Annotated in this window: 19 protein-coding genes; 9 read left to right on the top strand and 10 right to left on the bottom strand. The window is 31.2% G+C overall.

Going from position 1 to position 20,376, the window contains the following annotated elements; translation table 11 throughout:
- From ABMY20_RS08210 to ABMY20_RS08200, 3 genes are all read right to left on the bottom strand, one after another.
- Positions 1-2,516: choice-of-anchor L domain-containing protein (locus ABMY20_RS08210; protein WP_349265052.1), on the bottom strand; the 2,516-nt coding region annotated here is incomplete at its 3' end.
- Between the two features lie 381 nt (positions 2,517-2,897).
- A complete protein-coding gene (locus tag ABMY20_RS08205) occupies positions 2,898-4,031 on the bottom strand; it encodes a cysteine desulfurase family protein (RefSeq protein ID WP_349265051.1) in 1,134 nt (377 codons plus the stop codon).
- A gap of 46 nt (positions 4,032-4,077) precedes the next feature.
- The gene (locus ABMY20_RS08200; protein WP_047789673.1) at positions 4,078-4,623 is read right to left on the bottom strand and encodes a Smr/MutS family protein; all 546 of its coding nucleotides are present in this window, start codon (positions 4,621-4,623) and stop codon (positions 4,078-4,080) included.
- Between the two features lie 83 nt (positions 4,624-4,706).
- On the opposite strand from ABMY20_RS08200, the gene ABMY20_RS08195 reads away from it, so the two are divergent.
- The gene (locus ABMY20_RS08195) at positions 4,707-5,342 is read left to right on the top strand and encodes a hypothetical protein (protein WP_167714029.1); all 636 of its coding nucleotides are present in this window, start codon (positions 4,707-4,709) and stop codon (positions 5,340-5,342) included.
- Here the strand turns inward: ABMY20_RS08195 and ppk2 (ABMY20_RS08190) are convergent, their stop codons facing one another.
- Positions 5,343-6,122, bottom strand: a complete 780-nt coding sequence (ppk2, locus tag ABMY20_RS08190; protein ID WP_047789671.1) for a polyphosphate kinase 2 — start codon at positions 6,120-6,122, stop codon at positions 5,343-5,345.
- 2 nt (positions 6,123-6,124) lie between these two features.
- A complete protein-coding gene (gene ppk2, locus ABMY20_RS08185; protein WP_047789745.1) occupies positions 6,125-6,982 on the bottom strand; it encodes a polyphosphate kinase 2 in 858 nt (285 codons plus the stop codon).
- A gap of 80 nt (positions 6,983-7,062) precedes the next feature.
- On the opposite strand from ppk2 (ABMY20_RS08185), the gene ABMY20_RS08180 reads away from it, so the two are divergent.
- The 8 genes from ABMY20_RS08180 to ABMY20_RS08145 all read left to right on the top strand — a co-directional run bounded on the left by ABMY20_RS08180 (position 7,063) and on the right by ABMY20_RS08145 (position 14,561).
- Positions 7,063-7,995 carry a lipid A deacylase LpxR family protein gene (locus tag ABMY20_RS08180; RefSeq protein WP_253269487.1) on the top strand — a complete coding sequence of 311 codons (933 nt, stop codon included), beginning with the start codon at positions 7,063-7,065 and terminating at the stop codon, positions 7,993-7,995.
- Between the two features lie 85 nt (positions 7,996-8,080).
- Positions 8,081-9,199, top strand: coding sequence for a DNA polymerase III subunit beta (dnaN, locus tag ABMY20_RS08175; protein ID WP_047789669.1), 1,119 nt, complete (start codon positions 8,081-8,083; stop codon positions 9,197-9,199).
- 136 nt (positions 9,200-9,335) lie between these two features.
- Complete coding sequence (locus ABMY20_RS08170) at positions 9,336-10,100, top strand: AAA family ATPase (RefSeq protein ID WP_047789668.1); 765 nt, start codon at positions 9,336-9,338, stop codon at positions 10,098-10,100.
- A 9-nt stretch (positions 10,101-10,109) separates the two neighbouring features.
- A complete protein-coding gene (locus tag ABMY20_RS08165; RefSeq protein WP_047789667.1) occupies positions 10,110-10,997 on the top strand; it encodes a ParB/RepB/Spo0J family partition protein in 888 nt (295 codons plus the stop codon).
- Positions 10,998-11,576 (top strand): DUF5683 domain-containing protein, encoded by a 579-nt coding sequence (locus ABMY20_RS08160; RefSeq protein ID WP_047789666.1) that lies wholly within the window; start codon positions 10,998-11,000, stop codon positions 11,574-11,576. It abuts the gene before it with no gap.
- Between the two features lies 1 nt (position 11,577).
- Positions 11,578-12,279 (top strand): 4-hydroxy-tetrahydrodipicolinate reductase, encoded by a 702-nt coding sequence (gene dapB / locus ABMY20_RS08155; protein WP_173361188.1) that lies wholly within the window; start codon positions 11,578-11,580, stop codon positions 12,277-12,279.
- A 78-nt stretch (positions 12,280-12,357) separates the two neighbouring features.
- The gene (gene lepB, locus ABMY20_RS08150; protein WP_173361189.1) at positions 12,358-13,941 is read left to right on the top strand and encodes a signal peptidase I; all 1,584 of its coding nucleotides are present in this window, start codon (positions 12,358-12,360) and stop codon (positions 13,939-13,941) included.
- Positions 13,941-14,561 carry a WbqC family protein gene (locus ABMY20_RS08145; protein ID WP_047789663.1) on the top strand — a complete coding sequence of 207 codons (621 nt, stop codon included), beginning with the start codon at positions 13,941-13,943 and terminating at the stop codon, positions 14,559-14,561. Before lepB ends, ABMY20_RS08145 begins: the two co-directional genes overlap by 1 nt.
- Before the next feature lie 163 nt (positions 14,562-14,724).
- Here ABMY20_RS08145 and ABMY20_RS08140 read toward each other — a convergent pair whose 3' ends face one another.
- From ABMY20_RS08140 to ABMY20_RS08120, 5 genes are read right to left on the bottom strand one after another with little or no spacing between them, the layout of a single operon-like run.
- The gene (locus ABMY20_RS08140; RefSeq protein WP_173361190.1) at positions 14,725-16,230 is read right to left on the bottom strand and encodes an oligosaccharide flippase family protein; all 1,506 of its coding nucleotides are present in this window, start codon (positions 16,228-16,230) and stop codon (positions 14,725-14,727) included.
- Position 16,231: 1 nt separating this feature from the next.
- Positions 16,232-17,317, bottom strand: coding sequence for a UDP-N-acetylglucosamine 2-epimerase (non-hydrolyzing) (wecB, locus tag ABMY20_RS08135; protein WP_173361191.1), 1,086 nt, complete (start codon positions 17,315-17,317; stop codon positions 16,232-16,234).
- Positions 17,314-18,594, bottom strand: coding sequence for a glycosyltransferase (locus tag ABMY20_RS08130; protein WP_349265050.1), 1,281 nt, complete (start codon positions 18,592-18,594; stop codon positions 17,314-17,316). Before ABMY20_RS08130 ends, wecB begins: the two co-directional genes overlap by 4 nt.
- A complete protein-coding gene (locus ABMY20_RS08125; protein ID WP_349265049.1) occupies positions 18,591-19,766 on the bottom strand; it encodes a glycosyltransferase family 4 protein in 1,176 nt (391 codons plus the stop codon). The genes ABMY20_RS08130 and ABMY20_RS08125 overlap by 4 nt, the downstream gene beginning before the upstream one ends.
- Entirely contained in the window at positions 19,763-20,290 is a 528-nt protein-coding gene (locus ABMY20_RS08120; protein WP_047789658.1) for a methyltransferase, read from the bottom strand. Before ABMY20_RS08120 ends, ABMY20_RS08125 begins: the two co-directional genes overlap by 4 nt.
- Between the last annotated feature and the right edge of the window lie 86 nt (positions 20,291-20,376).

Raw genomic sequence — 20,376 nt, 5'->3', positions numbered from 1 at the left:
ATATCGGTATCAGTGGTAAAGTTATCGGTAGAACTTTCCCAACGGATGATATTTCCTGTCTGTCCACTTAGGGTCAGTGTTGTTGAATTGGTTCCGGTACACACATTGGTACTTCCCGCAATGCTTCCTCCCACCGAAGTAGGGATAATTGTAAGGGATGCTTCATCTGAAGCTAAAGTCTGACAGGTGTTAAGTGTACTTGTTACTATCAACCTATATTTATTATTGGAAGCTGTTATTGGTGGATTGGTTAAGGTTAATGCAGGGGTAGTTGCATTGCTATATATTCCTCCATTAGATATACTATTCCAAGCTCCGACACCTCCTACTTGCTCTAGCCATTGATATACCAATCCAGTTGTAGTACTTGTACTACCACTGTAATCCGGATTTGTTCCTGGGGCGGTTCCTGTATAAGTAGCTGTACTTAAAGAGCTTGCTGCGGCTGTAAAAGTAACATTGCTCCCTAAACATATAGTACTATCACTTGGTTGTGTGTCCATTTGTATTTGAGTAGCAACAATTTCATTACCTGTGGTCTCTTGTCCTTGATCACCTCCTATATCTGATGCTCCAGAAGCATTTACAAGGTTAGGAACTCCATTGCTATCGATGCTTCCTTGAGCTGCTATATCTATTCTTCCATTTCCGTCTAACTGACCAGAAGAAACATTTTCACTTGCTTCTACTGCATCAAAGCACCCATCATTATCACTATCTAAATCTAAATGATTCGGAATTCCATCATTGTCGGAATCTAACAGACAGCTTAATCTAGAGAATGGTAAGTTTCTTCTTGATATGGATGGACCTTCATATTCTACAGATAAATTTTCTGCTCCTGTTCTTTCATAAAATAACACTTCGAGTTCATGGACTCCTGATTTAAGAGTTATTTGACCACTTCGTGTTTGACTTCCATGTGGTCCGTCATTGTCAACGACTTCTATACCATTTATAAACAGTTTAGACCCATCATCAGATGTTGTATAGAACGTATAAGCCCCATCTGTATCTATTCTTAACAACCCTTTGTATCTAACACTAAATGTTTCATGATCACCTGGGGTATGTAGCGCCCACAGTTGATCTACATTAAAATTAGTACGTGTTCCTGTTGCTAAAGCCCCTGTAGTTGGTATATCGTCTACTGTATTTGATAATGGATAGGAATTATAAAACTCATAACTGATAGTTCCTGTACAATTATTTTCCTCCGTATCTAAAATACCATCATTATCATCATCCAAATCATCTCTATCTGCAACATTATCTCCATCACTATCTGCTAAAACTGTTACTGTTACTATAGCTGTATCACAATTTGTTGAAGGTTGACATAAACTATATACTAATTCATATACACCAGCTGGCACACCAGGTGCTACAGAAACTTCTCCTGTATTTGTGTTTAATGTTATTCCTGGGTTTTCAGAACTAACTTCTGATAGTTCTACTCCTGATGCTGATGGATTAGTTATACCTGCTACGGTATCATTTGTTAACACATTTGCTACAGCTACTCCCCCATTTGTACTTACTATTTCTCCAAAATCATCTTCTGCAACTATAATAGGTACACCTCCAACTCTTGTAATAAATACTCCTGAGTCAAAACTTGAATCGGTCACATCCGCAATAGCTATTTTCATATGGTATGTTATACCTGGTGTCAAATTTATATTTGCTGTTAGTTTTCTAGTAATACCATTAAACTCTACACCAATAGGAGTGGCTCCAGGATTGTTGTTTAAAGGACCAGCATTATTTGGGTCAGCATCATTATCTAAAACATGTCCATTATTAATATATAATGCACCTTGCGACAAATCAGGAGTAATACCTGGATAGTTTGCTCCACCTCCTGAATTCCCTCTAAAACCTGCATTTATGTTATTAATTGCTACTGGGTTTGTAGTACCGGGTACCTGTGCTAAGTTTGCACCTGGTGCCATATTTGGTATTGTTGGATCTAATCCAAATGGATCTGTCACGAAAAAACCAAAAACATCATTAAAAGGAGACCCTACATAATCTGGGTATTCTTCTGAACCAAATTGATACTCTAAAAGAACTCCTGTATAATTTGGCAATGCTCTAAAATCAAATTCAAAAACAACTACATCTCTAGTTGCTTGAGAATCTATAGCTGTTAAATCAGCATCTATATGATCTGTTCCAGAAGCATTTACAGACAACCCTGTTTCATTATTTGTAACAAAAACCTGATTAACATTAGATGTTGTAAAAGCTATACCTCTATCAAGTTCTAAGTTAGCTCCTCCTTCTCCATTTGTAAAAAGAGCTATTTGATTTGTTGCACCTCTAGTGATAACAGGGTTTGTTATTACTACTCCTGCAGACTGTAACTCTGTTGCTATTTCTAAAGCTGTAGGATTAGGCGTAACTGCTACTTGAGCCCTTAAGTGCACTATTACACTTAGAAAAATTAAGGTTAAAAAGAATTTAATATCTTTTCTTGTTATAAAGTTATTTGAAATGTAACTCTCCCCCATATTAATACATTTTATTTTATATATACAATTTTATTCCTTGAAATTCTTCAAGACTTTTATTCTTAATAAACAATACAGTGGGATACAAAAAAGCCCCACACAAAACATTAAGTTGCTCTTATACAACTTATTTCTCGTGGGGGGCCTCTAAAATTTTGAATGTGCAAAAGTAAACTTTTTTTACTTTCACTAAAACATTAGACGTAAAATTAACAATTTAAGTCACATTATAATAAAAAAATATATCTAAAGCGCTTAAAATAACTAAAGATTATAACAAATAAACCTCTTAAACACACCTCTAAAAGAGTTTTATTCCTTATTAAATGCTAAGCACAAATAAATAAAAAAAAAGCTTTAAAACAAATAAAAACAACTTTTTTATTTGTTTAATATCATTTTTAACTGATTTAAACTATAATCAATCTCTTCAATTGTATTTAATTTACTAAATGAAAATCTTACAGAAGCATTCCTTTCTTCTTTTTCACTTAAGAGTTCTCGTAACACATGAGATCCTTTACTACTTCCACTTTGACATGCACTACCTCCAGAAACAGCTATCCCAGATAAATCTAAATTAAATAACAGCATTTTATCCTCTAAAGGAAATTGTATATTTACAATTGTATAACTAGTCTTTTCTATTGACTCTCCATTAACTCTAATATTTGGAATAACTTCTTTTATTTTTTTTGTAAAATATTCCTTTAATGCAAAAATATATTTTTTGTCTTTTTGTAAATTTTCAAAAGCAATAGTCAACGCTTTTTCCATTCCAACTATTGAATGTACGTTTTCTGTACTAGATCTTGCTCCTTTTTCTTGTTCACCACCATGTAACATTGGTAATATTCCAATCCCTTTTTTAAAATAAGCAAAACCAACCCCTTTAGGTCCATGGAACTTATGTGCACTTGCAGTGATAAAATCTATTTGTGTTTTTTGTAAGTCTATATCATAATGCCCAATAGCTTGTACGGTATCTGAATGAAAATACGCCTCATGCTCTTTACATAATGCTACAACCTCTTCTATTGATAGTAAATTACCTATTTCATTATTCACATACATTAAACTCACCAAAGTTTTTTTCTTTGATTTATTTAGTAAATCCCCCAAACTCTCCATTGAAACAGCTCCTTCTTCATTTACCTTAACATAATCTACTACTAGATTATGTTTTTCTTCTAAAAACTGTACAGTGTTTAAAACTGCATGGTGTTCTATCTTGGAAGTAATAATTCTCTCTACTCCTAAGTTTAAGACTGCATTAAACAAAATTAAGTTATCAGCTTCGGTCCCTCCTGATGTAAAAATGATTTCACTTGAAGACACATTAAAATGTTTCGCTATACTCTTTCTAGCTGTTTCTACCGCAGCTTTAGCTTTTCTACCATGCTGATGTATGGATGACGGATTTCCAAAATTGGTTTGCATTGATTGTTGAATAACCTCAATAACTTCGGGCAACATAGGTGTTGTTGCGGCATTGTCTAAATAAACAGATTTCATAGAGCAAAAATAAGTTTTTCTTAACAATAGTTATGTTTTCAAAAAATTATTGATTCTGAAAAATATATACCTCTGTTGCTCCTTGCCCATATCTTTGATAAGAAGCGTCGTAATATTTAACTGGATAATTATTTAATAAATACTGTAACTCAGTTTTTAAAACTCCATCTCCTACTCCATGTATTAAAACTAGTTTTGATATTCTTTTAGATATACAATACTCTAACTTATGTTTTGCTGTATTAATTTGTATTGATAAAATATCAAAATTATCCATTCCTCTTGTAGATTTTAACAGCTTTTCAGCATGTAAATCTACTTCCATTACCACTTCTCTCTTATCTTTTATAAAAGATGTTTTTTTCTTCTTTTCTTTATTTTGAGTCTTGGCTTTAAGCATTGGATTGTTAATATCCGAATATTTACTTAACTCACTTTGATCTACCTCAACTTTTACTAGCTCTTTCCTAAGAAAACAATACTCCATTCCTCCCTCATCTTTAACAAAAATTTCTTCATTTTTAATTTTTGTTACAACTCCTTTAATATCAGCATCAATTACTGCTACTTTATTTCCTATTTCTAAACACATCCTTAACCTTTATTTAATTAGCCAAAAGGGTATTAGCTTGTATTTTTGCAAATGATTTAATTATGCAAAATAACTGCAAATAAATGATAAACACTAAGAATATCAATACAAAAATTTTCTTTGAGGAAGCTAGAAAAGAGTTAACCCTTACCGAAGACCGAAAAGATTTATTGCTTGAAATAATAGACACTATTTACGAAGAATATCTTGACAGAGAAAAAATAAATTTAAATTTTATTTGTACTCATAATTCTCGTAGAAGTCAGTTTGCACAAGTGTGGAGCTTTTTTGCTATTGAATATTTTAACTTAAAGAACATGTTCACCTATTCTGGCGGAACAGAAACCACTTCTTTTCATAGAAACACAGTGAAATGTTTACAAAAAACTGGCTTTATCTTTAACGTTGTTGATTTTTCTCACCAGAATCCAAGGTACTTAGTTTCTTTTAAAGGAACTAAAAAATCAATTTTAGGTTTTTCTAAGTTATATGATCACCCCCAAAACAGTTATCCTTTTGTAGCTATAACTACTTGTGATAATGCCGACCAAAACTGTCCATATATACCTGATGCTATTGAACGTTTTCATTTACCTTATAACGACCCTCAAACATCTGACAATACAGACTTAACCGAAGAAACATACTTAAAAGTTAGTAAACAAATTGCTGGTGAGTTATTTTTTATTTTCGAAGAAATTTATCAAAAATTATCTTAGCTACACTTCTATACTCTTGTCATAAGGTATACTTTTTAAAATGTGATTAATCACACTTATTCTTGCTATAGTTTTCCTATTTGCTCGAATAACTTTCCATGGAGATATTTCTGTATTTGTTTTTGAGAACATTGCCTTTTTATACTCTGTATAATTATCCCAAAGTTCTTGCGCTTTTTCATCTACAGGCGTCATTTTCCATTGTTTTAATGGGTTGTTTTTTATATCGTTGAATCGTTTAGCTTGTTCTTTTTTATTAATAGACATGTAGATTTTTACCAAACGAATACCTGACTCTAAAATCATACGTTCAAAATCATTTACTTGATTCATAAAAACCTCATACTCTTCTTGTGTACAAAAACCATTAACTGGTTCTACTACTGCTCTATTATACCAACTGCGATCAAAAAAAACTATTTCACCTGCTTTTGGAAACTGTTCTACATACCTTTGAAAATACCATTGTGTTTTTTCATCTTCATTTGGTTTAGGAAGCGCTACTATTCGCATATGACGAGGATTGATACGTTCTGTAATTCTACGTATTGCCCCTCCTTTTCCAGCAGCATCTCTTCCTTCAAAAATTACAATTATTCGTTCATTTTTTTTTATTGTCCAAGCTTGTAAACGAATTAACTCTACTTGTAATTTTTTTAACTTTCGTTCGTAATCTACATATCGAATTGCTCTTTCTATATTAAAAGATTTAGACAGTAAAGCCTTTAATCCTCTTGTTGTATTTAATTTATTTACATCTCTTTGAGTTAACTTTCCCATAATTAATCTAAATGTTTTACTGAACGATAATAACGCATTACTATATTTGGATCTGGTGTTAAAATAGTTTGCGCCTCTTCTTTTCCTTTATAATCAAATTGAGACAATACATGACGCATACACTCAACTCTAGCTTCTTTTTTGTTATTTGTCTTTACTACTATCCAAGGACTATAAGCTGTGTGCGTTTTACTAAACATTTCATTTTTATAATGACTATACTTATCCCATAACTCTTGTCCTCGTTTATCTACAGGGCTGAACTTCCAACGCTTTAAAGGATTATTATTCCTAGAATTAAATCGACGTAACTGTTCTTCTTTTGAAATTGATAACCAAAATTTTATCACAACAACTCCATCTTCATATAACATATGTTCAAATTCAGGCACTTGAACCAAAAAATTCTTATACTGCTCGTCCGTACAAAACCCCATTACAGGCTCAACTACAGCTCTATTGTACCAACTACGATCAAAAAAAACTATTTCCCCAGGATTTGGTAATTCTTTAATATAACGCTGAAAATACCATTGTCCCTTTTCTACATCTGTAGGTTTATTCAAAGCTACTAAACGAGTAGAACGCGGATTCATATGCTCCATAAAACGTCTTATACTCCCACCTTTCCCCGCTGCATCTCTTCCTTCAAAGATAACTGCCACTCGCTTCTTATTTTGCGCAATCCATTGCTGAAGTTTCACTAACTCTATCTGTAGTTTTTTCAGTTCCTCTTCGTAATTTAACTTTACCTGAACCTTGGTTATTGAAATTTCCTTTTTTTTTATAATTGCTAGCAACTCTTCATTTGTAGAAACACTTTCAAAATCTTCAATTGTTAATACTTGCTTTTCTTTCATATGTTTATTAATTATTCTTGTTAATAATTTAACCAAGGTTGTGCTAAAATAATACGATATTTACACCTATGAAAAAAAACATGTCACTTTTATTTATCTTATTTACTCTCTATCTATTCTCACAACGTAAATATGGCAAAGAATTAAGTTTTTTAAATGATAATGACTTATATGTTTCCACCTATCAAGATCGATATTATACAAACGGAGCCTTTTTAACATACCGCTTCTTAAGTAAAAAGCAAGCTGAAAATATTGATAAAAAAATATATGAAATCCAATTAGGTCACCATATGTACACTCCTTATAAGGCTGTTGTTGAAACTATTGAAGAACATGATCGTCCTTTTGCTAGCTACTTATTCGGTAGTTTTGGGGTTAACCGATTTTACGCTAATAAATCTATTCTCAAAACAGCTTTACAAATAGGAACTATTGGATCTTATTCTTTTGGTGAAGAACTTCAAGGGATTATACATAAAATGTATGGTTTTAAAGAAGCTACTGGATGGGATTATCAAATAAAAGATGCTTTTGCTCTTAATCTAAAGGTCGATTATATTAAAAAAATAACTAAAGACAATGTTTTTGACCTTAACTGGACAAACTCTGCTAGGTTAGGTACTGTTTATACTGATTTATCAACTGGTTTATTTACTCGTATTGGCTTTAAGCCTCTAGAAAGTATTATTAATTCTATTGCTTTTCATGGAAACTTAAACAATAAAAACACTAATTTCGAAAATAAGACGGAAGTTTTTTTATACCTAAAACCAATGCTCCATTATGTTGCTTATGACGCAACTATTGAAGGTAGCTTTTTAAACAAAAAAAGCCCTGTAACGTTTGATGTAGAACCTTTTAAATTTACAACGGAGTTTGGAATTCGTTTTACAAGTAATCGTTTTAATTTTGGTTATGCCATAAACTACCATACAAAAAAACTTAAAAGTTCGCGTGTTCCTAAAGGAAATTTTTATGGTACAATACAATTAAATTATCAATTTAATTAAGAGTATTGCACTCTTTGAAAAAATAATTTTTAAAATCATCAAATTAAGATATATTTGTAAGTCTAATAAATAGAAAAATTACTAAATGAAATTTATCGTATCTAGCTCACAATTATTAAAACAACTACAAGTTTTAGGTGGGGTTATAAATAGCAATAACACGTTACCAATTTTAGATAACTTTTTATTTGAACTATCTGAAAACGAATTAAAAATATCAGCTTCCGACCTTGAGACAACCATGTCATCAGTTATTGAAGTTGAAAGTACTGATACTGGAGCGATTGCTATAAATGCTCGTTTATTATTAGATACTTTAAAAACATTTCCTGAACAACCTCTTACATTTAAGATTGAAGGAGATAACACTATTGAGATTATTTCGGAACAAGGAAAATATGACATGGCATACTTTAGTGGAGATGAGTTCCCTAAAGCTGTAGAATTACCTTCTCCTAGCAGCACTGAAATCCCTTCTCATATTTTAGCTACAGCTATTTCTAAAACTATTTTTGCGGCTGGTAATGATGATTTACGTCCTGTTATGAGTGGTGTATTTTTTCAGTTCAATTCAAAAGAATTAACTTTTGTAGCCACTGATGCTCATAAATTAGTTAAATATACACGTACCGATATTACTGCTGATAAATCAGCCGAATTTATCATGCCTAAAAAACCTTTAAACTTATTAAAGGGAATTTTAGGGGGATCAGAAAACAATGTGACTATTGAATATAATGATACTAATGCCAAATTTACTTTTGATAATGTAGTATTAATCTGTCGATTAATTGATGGAAAATACCCTAACTACGAAGCTGTTATACCAAAAGAAAACCCAAACAAATTAACTGTTGACAGAGCTTCTTTCTTAAATTCTGTACGTCGTGTATCTATTTTCTCTAGTAAGACAACACATCAAATTCGTTTGAAAATGGCGGGTACTGAATTAAATATTTCTGCAGAAGATTTAGACTATTCTAATAAAGCCGACGAACGATTAAACTGTGATTATCAAGGTGACGATATGCAGATTGGGTTTAACTCTCGTTTTCTTAGCGAAATGTTAAACAACTTAAACTCTAACGACGTTTTAATTGAAATGAGCTTACCAAATAGAGCTGGAATTTTAACTCCAATTGACGGTACTGAAGAAGGCGAGTTAGTAACTATGCTTGTTATGCCAGTAATGTTAAACGGGTAATAAATTTTCTACATATAAAAATTACAAAAGCCACAGAATCAAAACTCTGTGGCTTTTGTTATTTTATTTAATATCTTTCTCTTTCAAAAATGAGAAATAATTGTAAATTTACCTCTTTCAAACTTTATAAATTATAATGGGTAGAATTATTGCAATTGCAAATCAAAAAGGTGGCGTAGGTAAAACTACTACATCTGTAAACTTAGCTGCGGCTTTAGGTGTTTTAGAAAAAAAAGTGTTGTTAATTGATGCTGACCCCCAAGCAAATGCTACTTCTGGTTTAGGTTTAGACGTTGAAAGTATAGAAATTGGAACGTATCAGGTTTTAGAACACACGATCTCTGCGAAAGACACTGTTTTAAAAACTGACTCTCCAAACGTTGACTTAATTCCTGCTCATATTGATTTAGTTGCTATTGAAATTGAATTGGTAGACAAGCAACAACGCGAGTACATGTTAAAAAAAGCGTTAGAAGATATTAAAGATGATTACGATTTTATTTTAATTGATTGCGCCCCATCTTTAGGGTTAATAACTTTAAACTCTCTAGTAGCTGCCGACTCTGTTGTTATCCCTATTCAATGTGAATATTTTGCTTTAGAAGGTTTAGGAAAATTATTAAACACAATTAAGAGTGTTCAAAAAATACACAATCAAGAGCTAGAAATAGAAGGCTTGTTATTAACTATGTTCGATTCTCGTTTACGCTTGTCAAACCAAGTGGTAGATGAAGTACGCAAACACTTCAGTTCTATGGTTTTTGAAACAATAGTACACAGAAATATCCGTTTAAGTGAAGCACCAAGTTATGGAGAAAGTATAATTTCATACGATGCAACGAGTAAAGGTGCCGTAAATTACTTAAATTTGGCGAACGAAATTTTAACTAAAAACGCATAATTACTGTACATGGCAAAAGCAACAAAAAAACAAGCTTTAGGTAGAGGTTTATCAGCATTATTAAAGGAAACTGCAGAAGTAAACTCAGCAGAAGACAAAAATGCAGATAAGTTGGTTGGAAATATTATTGAGATTGATATAAACTCAATCGATGTAAACCCTTACCAACCTAGGACTTATTTTGATGAAGAAGCGTTGCGCGAATTAGCTAGTTCTATTAAAGAATTAGGAGTTATTCAGCCTATTACTGTACGTAAACTATCAAGCGATAAGTTTCAATTAGTTTCTGGAGAGCGTCGTTTTAGGGCTTCTAAACTTATTGGTAATAAAACTGTTCCTGCTTACATTCGTTTAGCGAATGATCAAGAAATGCTAGAAATGGCGTTGGTGGAAAATATCCAACGTAAAAATTTAGACCCTATTGAAGTTGCTCTTTCTTATCAACGTTTAATTGATGAAATTCAACTTACTCAAGAAGAACTAAGTACCCGTGTTGGTAAAAAGCGTTCTACAGTTACTAACTACTTACGTTTACTTAAGCTAGATCCTATTATTCAAACAGGAATGCGTGATGGTTTTATTTCAATGGGGCACGGTCGTGCATTGATTAATGTTGATAGTAACTCTGATCAATTAAATATTTATGAGAAAATTGTTCGTGATAAACTATCAGTACGTCAAACTGAAGAACTTGTAAAAAACTTAAAAGCTGGTAAGGTTGCTAAAACAGCTAAAAAGAAAGCTTTACCTAATTACATTTCTGAAAGTGTTAAGGATATTAGCGACTATTTTGGACATAAAATTGACGTAACGGTGAACAATCGTGGAAAAGGTAAAATCTCTATTCCTTTTCATTCTGAAGAAGATTTTAACCGTATTAAAAACTTACTAAAGTAATTGAACGTACGTATAATCATATTCGCTTTTTTTAGTCTTTTTTTGTTTCAAAATACTTTTGCTCAAAAAGATTCTATTGCCGTTAGGGCAAAACAACTTCAGTTAACAAGTGACAAATACAATCCTTTGTCACCTTCAAAAGCTGCCTTTTACTCAGCTATTTTCCCCGGAGGAGGGCAAATTTATAATGGAAAATATTGGAAAGCCCCAATAGTATGGGCTGCAATAGGTGCTAGTGCATATTTTTATATTGATAATAGTGATCAGTATGATCGATACCGAACAGCTTTTAAACTTCGTAAACAAGGATTAAAAGACGAATTTACTAGAGAGGACGGAACTGTTCTTATTTCTACTGCTGGTTTAGAAAGTGCACAGAAAACTTTACGAAAAAATAGAGATTTATCATTATTAACTGGTGTACTTTTATATGTTTTGCAAATTGTTGAAGCCAGTGTTAATGCACACTTATTACAATTTGACACAGATGATAGCTTATCTGTAAAACCAGTAATCACTCCAGATCCTTTATTTATCGAAGCACCGAAAGTTGGTTTAACACTAAAATATTCTTTTTAAGATGAAAATAGCCTTACTTGGTTATGGTAGAATGGGTAAAGAAATTGAAAAAATTGCTTTACAAAGAGGACATGAAATTGTTATAAAAACTTCTGGAAAAGAAGTGTATGATATTACAAAAGCTGATGTAGCAATAGACTTTAGCATTCCTTCTTCAGCATACGACAATATCAGCAATTGTATTAACAATAATACACCTGTTATTTCTGGAACTACTGGCTGGTTAGATAAATACAACGATATTGTTGATTTATGTAATGACAAGAAAGGTGCATTTATTTATGCTTCTAACTTTAGTTTAGGGGTTAATGTATTCTTTGAACTAAACAAACAGCTTGCTAAAATGATGAGTACTTTAGAACAATACAATGTTTCTATTGAAGAAATTCATCATACTAAAAAGTTAGATGCTCCAAGCGGTACTGCAATTACATTGGCAGAAGGTGTTATTGAAAACACTAACCAAAAAGCTTGGGAATTAGACGAAAAAACATCAGAAGAAAATATTCCTATTACAGCTATCAGAACTCCAGATGTTCCGGGTACTCACACCGTGACTTACAATTCTGAGGTAGATACTATTGATATTAAACACACAGCTCATAATCGTCAAGGTTTTGCTTTAGGTGCTGTAATTGCTGCTGAGTGGTTAAATAATAAAACAGGTGTTTTTACTATGCGAGATGTGTTAAACTTAGGTTAATAACGTAACAAACAACTCAAAAAACACACAAATAAAATTGAATTTTATTCCTTAATGGAACTACAAAATATATAGATTATGACATTTACTGAATGGTTTTTATTCTTTTTATTCATACAAGTTGTTCATTTTTTAGGTACTTGGAAGCTATATACTAAAGCAGGTAAAAAAGCTTGGGAAGCTGCTATACCTGTTTATAATGCTATTGTATTGATGCAAATAATAAATCGTCCAAAATGGTGGGTGATTTTATTGTTTATTCCTATAGTTAACCTATTAATGTTCCCTATTATTTGGGTTGAAACTTGTAGAAGTTTTGGTTTTAACAAAAGACCTGATACTATTTTAGCTATTCTAACTTTAGGATTATATATCTATTATATCAATTATTTTACAGATGCAAAATATATTGAAAACAGAAGTTTAAAACCAAGATCTCCTTTAGGTGAATGGGTTAGCTCTATTGCTTTTGCTATTATTGCTGCTACTTTAGTACATACTTATATTATGCAACCATACACTATTCCTACCTCATCTTTAGAGAAAACCTTATTAGTTGGTGATTATTTATTTGTAAGTAAGTTTCATTACGGTGCACGTGTACCAATGACTACCGTTGCTGCACCAATGGCACACGATACTATTCCTGGATTGGGTATAAAATCATTTTTATCTGATGATAAAAACAAGGAAGGTTTATTAAACAAGCTTTCTTTACCTTATATGCGTGTTCCTGGCTTTCAAAAAATTAAGCGTAATGATATCGTTGTTTTTAGCTGGCCTTCAGACTCTTTAGCCACAATGTGGGGAGATAACTCTGGTAACTTTACCTATAAACCAATTGATAAGCGTACGAACTACGTAAAACGTGCTGTAGGAATTCCTGGAGATAGCTTAGAAGTACGTGATGGTTATGTTTTTATTAATGGAAAGAAAACTGTTTTACCAGATAGAGCGAAACCACAATGGCATTTTATAGTTGATACCAACGGAGAAAAGTTTAGCCAAGGAGCCCTTTCTAGATATAATATTAGAGAAGGACAAGTAATGCCTGATGGTAAATATGCTTTAAACTTAACAGATGAAGAAGCTGCTTTAATAGCTAAAAACCCTATTGTAGAAAGTATTAAAAAACACTTAACTCCAAAAGGAACTTATGACAAATCAGTTTTTCCTCATGACCCAAGATATGCTTGGTCTTCGGATAATTTTGGACCAATATATATTCCTAAAAAAGAAGCTACTGTTAAATTAAATTCTAAAACAATTCCTTTTTATGAGCAGATTATTCGTAGATATGAGAATAACAATTTAACAATTTTTGGAGACGACATTTATATCAATGGTGAGAAAGCAAAAGAATATACTTTTAAGCAAGATTACTACTGGATGATGGGAGACAATCGTCAACGTTCGTTAGACGCTAGAAATTGGGGATATGTGCCTTTTGACCACGTAGTTGGTAAACCTGTTATGATTTGGTTAAGTTGGGATGCTAATGCACCTAGTTTTATTGCTAAGTTAAATTCTATTCGTTGGGACAGAATGTTTACAACTGTTGGAGGAAATGGTAAACCTGTTTCTTACCTTTGGTTAGTTTTATTGTTGATTGGAGGTTATATCGTGTACAGTTTTAGAAAAAGTAAAAAGAAAAAAGCATAATGTCACTTTTTATTCCAACTTATTTTGCTCCTATTTCACAGTATGCAGCAATCTATCAATCGGATGCTATTACTTTTGAAATAGAAGATAATTATCAAAAGCAAACCTATCGTAATCGCTGTTATATTTATGGAGCCAATGGTAAATTAGCTCTTAATATTCCTGTTAAACATAAGACAAAAGAAGGTAGAAAAAAGACCAAAGACACCTTAGTAGAAAATGACTTCCCCTGGCAACAACAACATTTTAAGTCATTACAATCAGCTTATCGTTCTTCTCCATTTTTTGAATTTTTTGAAGATGATTTACAAGCTATTTTTAATAAAAAGTACACGTTTTTACAAGACTTGAATATTGATACTCATTTATTTGTAACTGACGCTTTACAAATTGAGCAACGATTTAACAAAACAACTAGTTACGAGTTAAACTCTGAAAGCAAAGACTTCAGACCTTTAGCTATTGCCAAAAAAGGAGTTGAAATAAAAATGGATTCTTATATTCAAATGTTTGATGATAAATACGGATTTATACCTAATTTATCTATTTTAGATCTTTTGTTTATGGAAGGTGCTAATACTATTAGCTTTTTAGAAAAAATTAATATAAGCCTAAAATAACTTTCTTCATACTATTTTAGTATTTCTTTATTTTTTAACATAAACTAAGAGGTTATTTAGTTATTTTATATATATTTGCCACCGAAGCATTTCCCCCTTTTTTAATGTTTCATTTCCCCCTTATTATTAAGAAAAGACTTGTTCCCTTTGTGTGCAGGTCTTTTTACTTTATATACCTTTTGGCTAGATTGTTAATCTGTTCAGAAATAGATAATTTTACTACGACAAAGACATAAATTACTATAATTAATATACTCTTTAAAACAATGTTTACTATTGGGTGAATTGGAAAATCAAAAAGATAAAACTTAGGTATTGAAAAATTCCAAAAGTTAAACCCTAAAAACATAATTAAGACAATAAGAATCATTAAAAATGTTTTATTAGTAAAAGGGGTCATATTAAACTTTTCTTTTACAAACCATAGTTTAAAGGTATTAAACACCAAAACTGTAATAAGTGTTGCTAGTGCCAACCCTTTTGTTCCCATTTCTAAATCATTAAAAAAGTAACTATTTAAAAAATATACAGAAAAGGCCATTCCTAAACCTACAGGTAACGTAATACGATAAAATTTAGAATTACTTATAATAGCACCATTACTACCTAATGACATTAAAAATAACTTTGCAGACGAAATCAATAATACTACTAATACTCCTTCTTTTCCATAATTTTTATTCGGCATCAACCTGAATAACTCCTCCACATTACAATTTACTAAGACAAAAAACAGCCCGCCAATCAACAATAAATTAATAGAACTCTTCTTATATAAACTTTCTGTTTCTTTTGGGTTATCTTCATTAAGAGCCTTAGAGGTTAATGGCTGTAAAATTTGCCCCATTGCCCTACTTGGTGCCTCTATAAATGATCCTATAAACACAGCTACCGTATAATATGCAGCTGTAGCAAAACCTTCTTTCCCTGGTATCATTACTTTGTCTATATCTAAGATAATAGCTCCTGCACTACCTGCTAAAATGATATAAAAAGTGTATCGTAAAACTTCTTTAAAGTTGTTTGGTAAACTGAAGGTAAATTTTGGTGTATATAGACGAAAAGCATACCCCATCATTAAGAGTACTCTTAATATGTAAGCTATTGACATATATACTAAAAACTCTTCTTTTGTTATAAAGTTAAAATACACAGCAAAAAGTAAAACCATCACAGCTACTCTATTGTATAATTCCTTTAAAATATTCCCAAAAACCGATTGCATTTGTACTCTTGCCCAAGAATAAAACACTTCAAAATAAGCACATGCAACAGCGATTATATAAATATAAATAGTATAATCTTCAATTATGAGGTTGCCTCCACTACCATTTTCTACTACATAACTCATAATCCAATTATGAAAGAAGTTCCAAAAGTATCCTATTGGAATCGCTATAAATAATGGTAAAAAAATTATAGAACTTAAAAATTTATCTTTTTCTACTTTTGAAGTATATCCAGAAAAAAACTTGATAATTGTAAAGTGAACTCCAAAGGCTGTAACAGGCATAATTAAGTTTGAAGCCGAAAAAACATAGGTTGCTAATCCATAATACTCATCTCCTAAAAATCGTGTATATAACACCACAGTATTAACACCTCCAATCAAAAATCCTAAATAGATTATTAGAGTATTCCTGAACGATTGTTTAAATACAATTCCCAATTTATTCTTTTATTAATTTTAATATTGATTGATATATTTTTTCTCCAACATTATCTCCATATAACGGCTCTTTAAAATCTTTTGATGTAGCTAAAAACTGTTGAAAATAATTAATTATTTTTCCTGAATTAGCTCCTGTTATAGCTGCATAACCATTACTTACTAACTCTTTCCATTCTGTTTCTTCTCTTGCTATAACACAAAACTTCTTATTAAAGAAAGCCTCTTTTTGTAAACCTCCACTATCAGTTATAACAAGAGCACAATTTTTTAATAACTCTAACATAGAAAAATACCCTACAGGTTCAATAAAGGTTATATTAGACTTTAATTTGTACTTTTCTAACATTTTTTTTGTCCTTGGATGCAATGGCAATACTACTTTTTTAGAAACATTAATTTTTTCAAGAGCTTCAAAAATATTAGCTAATCTCTCTTTTTCATCAGTATTTTCTTGACGATGAATTGTTGCTAACACAAACTCTTTTTTCTCTAAACCTAAGTCTTTAATAATAGTTGACTTCTCTTCGGAAACTTGATTATAAAACTCTACAGCATCTTTCATGATATCACCATGCTTTTCTATCAAAATATCAAAACTATCAAAACCTTCATTTCTCAGGTTTGATACAGCAGTATCTGTTGGACAACTTAGTAGGTTTCCTATTCTATCTGTTAAAATACGATTTATTTCTTCAGGCATTTGCATATTGAATGAACGCAAGCCCGCTTCAATATGTACTACTTTTATATGTAGTTTTTTAGCTGCTAAAGCTCCTGCTAACGTCGAATTTGTATCTCCATATACAACAACTGCATCTGGCTTTTCTAATACTAAAACTTCTTCTATTTTTTCTAACATTTGCCCCGTCATAGCACCATGACTTAAACCATTGATATTTAAATTATATTTGGGGTTAGGTATTTGCATTTCTTCAAAAAAAACAGCACTCATGTTAGCATCAAAATGTTGCCCTGTATGAACTATTATTTCTTCTACTTCATTATGCTTTTGAATCACTCTGCTTAATACAGCTCCTTTTACAAACTGTGGACGTGCTCCTAATATGGTTATTATTTTTTTCAAGAATTAACGACTTGTTTTAATACTATGGATAATTTCTCTGTTAACTTTTTCCGATGATATTGCTCTATGTTTTTAGAATTAACCTCTAAAATCCCTTTCTTATATTGATTATAAAGAAGTTTAATTTCTTTTTTCATTTTTACTACATCATCAAAACCAACAATAGTTCCTGAGTTAGTTTTAGCAAGTATTTCTGCTAAATCACCATCTTCTGGACCCACTGCTAAGATAGGGCGTTTTGCTTGTAAATATTCAAATATTTTACCTGTAATAATTCCTTTAGCACTTGGTACTTTATTTACTGCTAACAATAAAACTTGTGATGTTTGTTGTTGTTGTTGTGCTTTTTTATGAGGTAGATAAGTAATTTTTGTAATATTTTTAAATTGATGTGTTTCTAAAGATTTTTTAACTCCTTTCGCTATTTTCCCTATTAGTTTAATTTCTAAATCTTCTGTAAACTCTTTATCTTCTTTACATAACTCTGATAATGCTTTCCATAAAACTTCAGGATTCCTATCATCATTCATCAAACCTATATGCGTAATTGAAAACTTTTTATCTAGTATTACATTTGTTTCTCTACTTTCTTCTGCATCAAAACCATTAGTAATAACATGAATATTATTAGAAAATTTTTCATAATTCTTTTTCATAGTTTTACCTACAACTAATACCGCATTGGCATATCTTAACACTTCCTGCTCCAATTGATGATGTGTTGCTTTTGATTTTTGCGTGAGTGGTAATTGATGAAAATAATCAATATCTGTCCAAGGGTCACGGAAGTCTGCTACCCACTTCAATCCTAATTCTTTTTTAAGCTTTAATCCGATTAAATGCAAGCTATGTGGTGGTCCAGTAGTTATAATAGCATCAATAGTATTTTCTTTTAAATATTTTTTTAGCTTATTAACTGAAGGCTTTACCCAAAACCTTCTTGCATCAGGAATGAAATAATTAGCTCGAACATATTGCATTACCTGACCTATTAAACTTGGATTAGGATCTAAAAAACCAGCACTTGTTTTCGTTTCTTTTTTCTTGAAAACAGATAACAAGTCATTAGGTTCCCAAATTGAGTTTCTTAAAACCGTTAAATTTTCAGGAAGATCTTTTTTTAATGTTGTATCAACTATCGGATATTTAGCATCTTCAACTGTGTAAACTATTGGTTCAATATTAAAATTTCGTAAATATTTTACAAACTTCAACCATCTTTGTATACCTGAACCTCCTGCCGGCACCCAATAGTATGTAATTATTAATACTTTCAAATTAAACTATTGTATAGGTTTATTAATTCTTTTGAGGTTTTATCCCATGTAAATTCATTTTGAATAAAAACTTCTCCGTTTTTTCCTAATTCTTTTCTCAGCAGCTCATCTTTATATAACCTCAGTACTTTATCAGTAAAATCTTCTACATTTTTTGCTTCATGTATCAATCCGGCATTTACTTTTTCTACTATGTTTTTTTGAGCTGTTGCATCGCTTACCAACAAAGGTTTCCTTAAACTCATGTACTGGAATAATTTATTAGCATGTGTAGTATCGTGATGTAAATTTCTGTGTAAAGGAGACAAACAAACACTACTCTGTTTTATATACTTAGGAAATGTAGTTTCTTCTTGCCACCCTTCAAAACATACTTGTTCTTCAACTTTTAATTCTTCAGATAACTTTTTTAATTTAGTGTTTAGACTTCCTACAATTACTAATCGAATATTCTCTATTTCCTTTTTTAATGCTGGTAAACTTTTAATTGCTGTAGCTACTCCCCTTCTCTCTCCTGTATCTCCTATATATAGTAAGTTAAAAGTATCTCTTTTTGAGCTTTCTTCTAAATTATCTTGCTTTTCAAAAAATGATTTTCTTACTGTATTAGGAACAACAATAACTTTATCAGATTTTATTTTTGTTCTCTTATATACTTCCTCTTTTGCTTCTTGAGTAACAACTATTACTTTACTAGCTTTCTTAATAAGCTCTTCTTCTTTTTGCTTCCATTTGTTTGTTGATATTAAAATATTTTGCGGAAACTTTTTTAAATGAGGATAAAACCTCATTATCTCAGGCCTATTTTCATGTAAATCTAATACAACCGGGAGCTGCTTCTTTTTATTGGCTAACATTACAGCTTCAGCTACAACCATATCATGTATATGAATAGCCTCTATTTCATATTTATTAAGAAAATGGATTATCTTTTTCTTTAGTGAAAGAGAATATAGTGGGAGAGTATAAGCCAAAGCAGATAACTTATACTCTAACTTATTTGACTCATATCTTTTTACTTTTATTTTACCTACAAGTTCTGATGTTGGCTCATTACCATAAGTTAAACAAAATAAAAAAACCTCATGTCCAGATTTTATTAATTCTATTGCTTCATTATGTACTCTAGGGTCAGGAGGAAACGCCTTATCTAAAACCATTCCTATCTTCATCCCTTTCTCTCTTTCTCAGCATATACAGCATAATACCTAGGTGTATATTTTCTTAAAACAGGTCTTATACCCAACTTGTTTATTGGACTTGTCCATTTTTCAGTATCAACAATATTCCAACCTGATTTTTCTAATAACCAATCATACTGCCAGTCTTCAAACTCATGATAATGTCTATCCCACATATCTGTTTTGCTTCTGTACGCACTTGCAAACCATAACTTTAAAGGAACAGTGGTTATTATTTTTTGTGCTTCAATTTCTCTTAACACGTTAAATGGTGCTAATAAATGTTCAAAAATCTCAAAAGCCGTTACTGCATCTACATTATAATCTTTTACAATTTGGGGTAATAAATCTAAATCTTCCCCATTTGTATTATAAACTGTATATCCATTTTCTTCCATAATTTCAGAAAACGGGTTACGCACTCCTAAATCTAGTATTGTAGCAGGAGCTGTAAGATGTTTTTGTAAAAACTGAAGTGTATGGTTATATCTTTTCTTTGGTAGTTTAAAATACATGAAATTTATTTTAACACAAATGTATTACTATTTTATCATTTCGTGTAATAAACCTTTTAATTGAGTTTAATTAAATATTATACAAA

Source organism: Tenacibaculum sp. SSH1-16 (assembly GCF_040104435.1).
Taxonomy (GTDB): Bacteria; Bacteroidota; Bacteroidia; order Flavobacteriales; family Flavobacteriaceae; genus Polaribacter; species Polaribacter mesophilus.
This window is presented reverse-complemented; position numbering and strand designations above follow the sequence as displayed.

Coding starts and splice junctions, on each gene's coding strand:
- ABMY20_RS08145 (WP_047789663.1), top strand. CDS start 13,941: ATGTCACTTTTTATTCCAACTTATTTTGCTCCTATTTCACAGTATGCA.
- ppk2 (WP_047789745.1), bottom strand. CDS start 6,982: ATGAAAGAAAAGCAAGTATTAACAATTGAAGATTTTGAAAGTGTTTCT.
- ppk2 (WP_047789671.1), bottom strand. CDS start 6,122: ATGGGAAAGTTAACTCAAAGAGATGTAAATAAATTAAATACAACAAGA.
- ABMY20_RS08180 (WP_253269487.1), top strand. CDS start 7,063: ATGTCACTTTTATTTATCTTATTTACTCTCTATCTATTCTCACAACGT.
- dnaN (WP_047789669.1), top strand. CDS start 8,081: ATGAAATTTATCGTATCTAGCTCACAATTATTAAAACAACTACAAGTT.
- ABMY20_RS08205 (WP_349265051.1), bottom strand. CDS start 4,031: ATGAAATCTGTTTATTTAGACAATGCCGCAACAACACCTATGTTGCCC.
- dapB (WP_173361188.1), top strand. CDS start 11,578: ATGAAAATAGCCTTACTTGGTTATGGTAGAATGGGTAAAGAAATTGAA.
- ABMY20_RS08200 (WP_047789673.1), bottom strand. CDS start 4,623: ATGTGTTTAGAAATAGGAAATAAAGTAGCAGTAATTGATGCTGATATT.
- ABMY20_RS08195 (WP_167714029.1), top strand. CDS start 4,707: ATGATAAACACTAAGAATATCAATACAAAAATTTTCTTTGAGGAAGCT.
- ABMY20_RS08125 (WP_349265049.1), bottom strand. CDS start 19,766: ATGAAGATAGGAATGGTTTTAGATAAGGCGTTTCCTCCTGACCCTAGA.
- ABMY20_RS08165 (WP_047789667.1), top strand. CDS start 10,110: ATGGCAAAAGCAACAAAAAAACAAGCTTTAGGTAGAGGTTTATCAGCA.
- ABMY20_RS08120 (WP_047789658.1), bottom strand. CDS start 20,290: ATGTATTTTAAACTACCAAAGAAAAGATATAACCATACACTTCAGTTT.
- lepB (WP_173361189.1), top strand. CDS start 12,358: ATGACATTTACTGAATGGTTTTTATTCTTTTTATTCATACAAGTTGTT.
- ABMY20_RS08170 (WP_047789668.1), top strand. CDS start 9,336: ATGGGTAGAATTATTGCAATTGCAAATCAAAAAGGTGGCGTAGGTAAA.